Source organism: Coxiella endosymbiont of Ornithodoros maritimus (assembly GCF_907164965.1).
In the GTDB taxonomy this organism is placed as follows: domain Bacteria; phylum Pseudomonadota; class Gammaproteobacteria; order Coxiellales; family Coxiellaceae; genus Coxiella.
Genome location: NZ_CAJRAM010000036.1, coordinates 36,528 through 42,527 on the forward strand (window position 1 = coordinate 36,528; position 6,000 = coordinate 42,527).

The following is a 6,000-nucleotide window of genomic DNA, read 5'->3' on the forward strand; positions in this document are numbered from 1 at the left end:
AAGCTATTTATCTTAATAGAAGATAGCGCCTCTTATTTGTCAGATAAAGGTATTATTCCTGTTGAAAAAAGCGACGTTCCTTAATGAAAATGCCCTCATTATTGGCTAATAAAAAGTTGGGAGAAATACCCTTCTTGGAGCTTCAATTTAGTAATCGTGGTTTTATACCACAGCTAACCGATCAGATTCTTCAAGAAGCGGGAATGAGTCAGTATTCCAGACAGTTAGCAGAGGCCTTCATTTTTCCTGGGAATATGGAAGGGGAAAAACAATTACTCAGTTCTTGGGCTACATCGAGCCGTACGGCTACTTTTTAAGATCGGTTACTGGCAGAAACAGCGTATTCTAAAATTCTAGAGAACGGCTGTTTTCCCCTTTCCTGTTTCAAGAGAGATAGGCGGTCCTTATTATTACTTAAAATTCAGTCAATAATATACAATAGATCGATGCTAAACCGCCGTGTCTCAATTGCCCCGATGATGGGATGTACCAATAATCGCCATTTCCGCATGTTCATGCGCCAGATCTCTCGGCACGTGCTGTTTTATACGGAAATGGTCACAACCGGCGCTTTGCTCAAGAGGAAGCGGCAGCGCTGTTTGGACTATTCACCCGAAGAGCATCTCTTGCTACTGCAAGTGGGCGCTTCAGACCCTCAATCATTAGCGCTTTGCGCCCCGTCTGGCAGAAGAAAAGGGTTTTGAGGAAATTAATTTAAATGTAGGGTGCCCGAGCGGAAGAGTGACAGCTGGCCGATTTGGTGCTTCTCTGTTAAAAAAAGCAGAATTAGTGGCTGATTGTGTGGTTGCCATGAGTGCGGAGGCAAATATTCCAGTTTCAGTTAAGACCCGGACAGGGGTGGACGATCAAGAGAGCTATGAGCATTTATACCATTTTGTAAAAACCGTTGCTGAGGCAGGCTGTCGGATTTTTATTATTTATGCGCGCAAACCGTGGCCAAACGGTTTAAGTCCTGCGGAAAATCGTACCGTTCCCCCGCTCGCGTGCCTGATGGTGTATCAGCTTAAACGGGATTTTTCGTGGTTAGAAATTATCATTAATGGAGGAATTAAAACGATTGAAGCAAATTAACAGTCATTTGCAGGAAGTAGACGGGGTAATGATCGGACGAGAGGCCTATGCTAATCCGCTATTCTGCGCCTCCTTTGATGATGATTTGCCTAAGCCAACCTTTCGCTAAGGAGTGCTTGAAAAAAAACACGCCATTGACCCCGAAAAGGGTTTTATTGCGGCATCTGTCTTATGTGACAAAACAATTGGCGAACGGTGTTCCCCTGTATCATGCTTCGTCACTTGAATGGTTTGTTTCAAGGACAGCCCTGCGCGAAAAAATGGCGTCGGTTTTTTCATGAAAATACCCGACAAGAGGACCAATCCATCGTGACAATTATCGATAGGTCGCTGATGAGCCCTTAGAAATGAAATGATTATTTTTTATTTTCAGGCTAAGCGTTAGCGGCTTAGCGTTTCGCATATTTCTTGCGGAAACGTTCGACGCGCCCGGCAGTATCCACCATTTTTTGTTGACCAGTGTAGAAGGGATGGCAGGCTGAGCAGATTTCAAGGTGAAGCTCACGGTCCAAAGTAGACCCGGTCATAAAGGTGTTGCCGCAACTGCAAGTTACTTTAATTTGTTTATAAGGAGGATGTATGTTTTCCTTCATGGCACTTTCTCAAAATTAACTGATGTTTCAGGCATCGGAATCGCTGAACTATAGTCTAATTTTCTCTCCGTGACAAGCGGCTTTTCACTGATGGTTAAAAATGGTAATCTGGGGCGGCTATGGACGATCTAACTAAATAAGGGCCGTTCCCCCCCCCATACTGGCCCGTGGGTTATTTGCGGATTAAGGGCTCTTTTCTATTTTTATGCTTATCTGCTTCGCGTTCTCCCCAGCGTGATTGCTCCGTACTTGCTGATTACCTACCGGCTCGATGCCATTTCCCTCAGTAATTTGGCGGGTATTTACTATTACGTCTATATGCCGATGCAAATTATCGTAGGGATTTTGTTGGAGCGTTTTAATCCCCGAATTCTATTGGCAAGCGCCCTGGTTGCCTGTGGTTTCGGCAATTTTTTATTTTCAAACTCTGAAAGTCTGCTGCTTACTTATATCGGGCGATTTTTCGTCGGGTTGAGCTCAGCCTTTGCGTTTATTGGGGTGTTAAAGATGGCTTGTATTTACCTCCCTACTTATCGATTCGTTTTTATCACGGGAACAATTACCTCATGCGGTAGGTTGCCTATTATTTATTCCTTTGGTTGGATTTGCAGACTTTTGGGGCGTCTCTTATTTAGTAGGTGTTTATCATTTGTCGCCGCCGATTGCAGCCGAAGGTATTTGCTTAATCTATTTAGGTTGGTTTTGCGGAGCGCCGTTTGTAGGATGGATTTCAGACAGTCTCAAATCTCGACGAGTGCCTCTAACGGTGGGAGCCACTTTTTCCGCCATCTTGTTATCTGTGATTCTCTATGTGCCCAATTTAACTCATGAATTATTATTTTTATCGTTATTTTTTATAGGCTTATTTGGCAGAGCGCAAGTGATTGTCTTTTCTATCAGTCGAGAATTAAGCCCTCATCCATTAACCGCAACAGGCATTGCTTTAACCAATACCGTTGTAACATTTTCTGGGGTTTCTCTTTCGTTTATAAGTGTTTTATTGAATTTATCTTGGTCGGATTACGCCATTAATCGAATTTCATTTTACGCTTAGAATTATCAATTAGCTTTAGGCATATTACCGCTGAGTTTAATTGTCGCTGTTTTTTTAACTTTTTATCTAGAGGAGACTAATTGTAAGCGCCTGACTGAAATGACTACTCAAAAAGGAAAAGAAATTTCGGGTATTTGTAGTTAAGGTAAAAACAAGAAATTTAACTTTTGGCTGCCCTTGCGAGTATTTGTAAAGCGTGAATATCTGTTTTCATTAAATCGGCCAAAGCTTCGTAAACTAATCGATGGCATTCGATAAGATTTTTATTTTTAAACGCCTTTGCCGTGATTTCTACTTTAAAATGGCCTTTCCCTTCTTTGGCGAAGGGGTGGCCGATGTGATAACGGCTTTCATCGGTTACGATTAATTTTTCAGGATTAAAAACTTCTGTGAGTCGTTTTTGAATCCGGTTGGCTTGTTGTTGGTGGTTCATGGGCGTCAAGGAAAACTTTTTTAAAGGGACAAATGGTAACGCGAGAATAGATATTGCCTGTAACATAAGGGTCGGCTGCTGCCCATTCCCTAGCAACATCAATATTTTCGAATTCTGCTACGATGAGTGAGCCTTTGACACCGCTGACGATAGGATTTTCATTATCTTCATTTAATAGCGGGTCAGCGAGTAGAAAGCGATTTTTTTCGTGTAATTTTTTTAATCGTAGTAAATAGGCCTCTCGAACGCTTCGGCGGCGTTCAAAGCTATCGTCACAATCTTCACAATAAATGCCGTAGTACATCATCATTTGTTATTCGTTTTTAAGTTTTGGGTATGTCGGGTAATATAAAAAGCTTGCCCGAGGATGAAAATTAATATCAGCGCTAAAGTGGCGAACAATTTAAAATTGACCCACGTATTAGTATCAAAATTATAAACGACAAATAGATTTAAAACGCCGAGAACTAAAAAAAATAAAGCCCAGCTTAAATTTAAACGCGACCACGTTTTCGCAGGTAACTCGATTTTTTCTTTTAGTATTCGATGCACGAGGGTGTGTTTTCCAAAAAAATGGCTAGCGAACAACACAATGGCAAATATCCAATAAACGATTGTGGGTTTCCATTTAATAAAAATGGCGTTGTGAAAAACCAGCGTGAAGCTGCCAAGAAATAGGATAAAGATTAACGCAATCACATGAAATTTTTCGAAGCGACGGAAATGAATCCAATAAGTGCCGACTTGTAAAGCAGAAGCCACCATTGCTGCTGCCGTGGCAATATAGATACCCCAGAATTTATAAGCAATAAAAAAACAAATGATGGGAAAGTAATCAAATAAAAATTTCATAGGGTAAAAGAGCCTCTCTGCTTTTGCCCTACGTAATATACTATCATTAAGCTATGGCGACAATTCATATTCATCCTGACGATCCCCAGGCGCGGCTGGTTAAGCAGGTGGTAGAAACCTTTAGGGCTGGGGGCGTCCTCGTGTATCCTACCGATTCGGGGTATGCCTTGGGATGTGGTTTAGGAAACAAGTCAGGGACCGAGCGCATTCGTCGGCTACGCCAATTAAATAAAGTTCATCCGTTTACGCTGTTGTGCCGTGATTTATCCGAAATTGCTGTGTATGCACGAATTACTAACCCCGTTTTTCGATTTTTAAAAGCGCATACGCCAGGCCCTTATACTTTCATCTTATCGGCGACGCGGGCAGTCCCCCGGCAATTACAACACCCTAAACGGAAAACGATCGGTATCCGAGTGCCCGATCATCGAGTCATTCAGGCCATATTGGAACAACTGCAGGAACCATTAATGAATGTCACTTTGATTTTTCCAGGAGAACAGTGGGCGCCTTCTGAGATCAGTGAAAGAGAACAGGAGTTAACCGCTCAAGTTGATTTAATTGTGAACAGCGGTGTTTGTGGGGTGGAGCCGACTACTGTGATTGATCTCGTTGACGGCGAACCAACTATTCTCCGTGAAGGAAAAGGCGATATCAGCGACATCTGAGCTTTCTTCCATTATTTAGATGCCCCCTTTTATTGAAGTGTGTTATTTTTTAACTATCTATTTTTCCATTTTATTGCTAGTTTTTGAGATAAGATTAGAATGAGTAACAAAAAATTCCTTTTTACCCTATCAATCACGGATGCTATTAGTTCTTATTTTTCTATCGGACCGTTGATTCATGAACCTAGAGCGGTATCAATTGGTAAAATTAACCAAGTTTGGAAAATAGAAATGAAAAAAGGACATTTCGCTTTAAAGCGAGCATCAACCAAGCGCCCTTGTGAAGAAACTGAAAAAATCGCTCGCTATTTGCAGCAAGCAAAATTGCCTGTTGTTACGGCCTTAAAAGGGGTCCGTATTATTTTTAACTGTTTGAGTGGGTAGAAGGAAAGGTATAATGTCCATCGATGAAATATTACCACAACAAGCAGAGAAAATAGGGAGGTTGTTATTTAATTTCACCAGATGAATCTCACGCCTAGCCAATTTGATCTAACCGTTTTAAACGATTTATTTTATGATTATCCCTTCAATAAGGCAGAGTGGGTGTGTGCGGTTAATATGGAGTGTACCTTAAAAATAAATAGCGGCGATAAACTTCAATCATTATTAGCGGAATTAATCGCCGTCAGCGAAGCAAGCCGGGAAGCAACAGCCAGACTAAAACCATTTCGCCTGATCAGTCATCGCGATATCAGCTCTCAGAATATTATTTGGAACTCTGATGACGACCCTGTCATTATTGATTGGGGAATCAGCGGGACTTATCCCCCATGGTGGAGATGTTTGGAAGCGCGTTCGATTGGAGTGTGGTTCACTACGATAAAATCGATGACAAGATATAACGCCTTACTCTAAGGCTACCAGCAAGCCGGCGGATCAATCTCTCAGATACCACTTACCTTTGCTGTTTTAATGGGCACGTGGCTTAGCTGGCTGTTAATTAATTTGCAACGTTTTATAGCGGGAAAATGTCCCTATCGGGCAGAAAAAGAAGTGATGCAGGCGGGGGCGTTGCTGACCTTCGAGGAGGTCTATTGTAAAGGCCGTTATTTAGGTGGATGAGTTGTGTGTGAACGACAAACTCTCGTCGTCCCCGCGCAGGTGCTTCCAATTGGCTGTAACAAATTTCATTTTATTAGACCTAACAGTCAACAACGAATAAGCAGCTGCGACTTGTCAAGTAGTTAAAAAAAGCCCGTCATCTTCGTGCGTAGGCTGCCTACCGACAGACAAAGAATCGAAGGCTTTGAGACGGCCGAAGCCACGGGGATTGTGAGTTTCCATCATGATATAAATAGCGTTCAG

4 protein-coding genes and 4 pseudogenes are annotated in these 6,000 nt (G+C 42.1%); 5 read left to right on the forward strand and 3 right to left on the reverse strand.

The window, feature by feature from the left end:
* The first annotated feature begins 89 nt into the window (after positions 1-89).
* Both OWO34_RS04290 and dusA read left to right on the forward strand, forming a co-directional pair.
* Positions 90-317 carry a hypothetical protein gene (locus OWO34_RS04290; protein ID WP_267256673.1) on the forward strand — a complete coding sequence of 76 codons (228 nt, stop codon included), beginning with the start codon at positions 90-92 and terminating at the stop codon, positions 315-317.
* 129 nt (positions 318-446) lie between these two features.
* Positions 447-1,437 (forward strand): annotated as a pseudogene (dusA, locus tag OWO34_RS04295) (tRNA dihydrouridine(20/20a) synthase DusA).
* A gap of 44 nt (positions 1,438-1,481) precedes the next feature.
* On the opposite strand, the gene rpmE reads toward dusA, so the two are convergent.
* Positions 1,482-1,685, reverse strand: a complete 204-nt coding sequence (gene rpmE, locus OWO34_RS04300; RefSeq protein WP_267256674.1) for a 50S ribosomal protein L31 — start codon at positions 1,683-1,685, stop codon at positions 1,482-1,484.
* A gap of 119 nt (positions 1,686-1,804) precedes the next feature.
* Here rpmE and OWO34_RS04305 point away from each other — a divergent pair.
* Positions 1,805-2,883 (forward strand): annotated as a pseudogene (locus OWO34_RS04305) (MFS transporter).
* A gap of 16 nt (positions 2,884-2,899) precedes the next feature.
* Here OWO34_RS04305 and OWO34_RS04310 read toward each other — a convergent pair.
* Positions 2,900-3,476, reverse strand: a pseudogene (locus OWO34_RS04310) (BolA/IbaG family iron-sulfur metabolism protein).
* 2 nt (positions 3,477-3,478) lie between these two features.
* The gene (locus OWO34_RS04315; RefSeq protein WP_267256675.1) at positions 3,479-4,024 is read right to left on the reverse strand and encodes a septation protein A; all 546 of its coding nucleotides are present in this window, start codon (positions 4,022-4,024) and stop codon (positions 3,479-3,481) included.
* A 53-nt stretch (positions 4,025-4,077) separates the two neighbouring features.
* Here OWO34_RS04315 and OWO34_RS04320 point away from each other — a divergent pair, with 53 nt between their 5' ends.
* Positions 4,078-4,692 carry an L-threonylcarbamoyladenylate synthase gene (locus OWO34_RS04320; RefSeq protein WP_267256676.1) on the forward strand — a complete coding sequence of 205 codons (615 nt, stop codon included), beginning with the start codon at positions 4,078-4,080 and terminating at the stop codon, positions 4,690-4,692.
* 99 nt (positions 4,693-4,791) lie between these two features.
* Positions 4,792-5,757 (forward strand): annotated as a pseudogene (locus OWO34_RS04325) (phosphotransferase enzyme family protein).
* The last annotated feature ends 243 nt before the right edge of the window (positions 5,758-6,000 follow it).

Excerpts from the sequence above, each read along its gene's own strand:
- OWO34_RS04290 (WP_267256673.1), top strand. The coding sequence starts at position 90 with ATGCCCTCATTATTGGCTAATAAAAAGTTGGGAGAAATACCCTTCTTG.
- OWO34_RS04315 (WP_267256675.1), bottom strand. The coding sequence starts at position 4,024 with ATGAAATTTTTATTTGATTACTTTCCCATCATTTGTTTTTTTATTGCT.
- rpmE (WP_267256674.1), bottom strand. The coding sequence starts at position 1,685 with ATGAAGGAAAACATACATCCTCCTTATAAACAAATTAAAGTAACTTGC.
- OWO34_RS04320 (WP_267256676.1), top strand. The coding sequence starts at position 4,078 with ATGGCGACAATTCATATTCATCCTGACGATCCCCAGGCGCGGCTGGTT.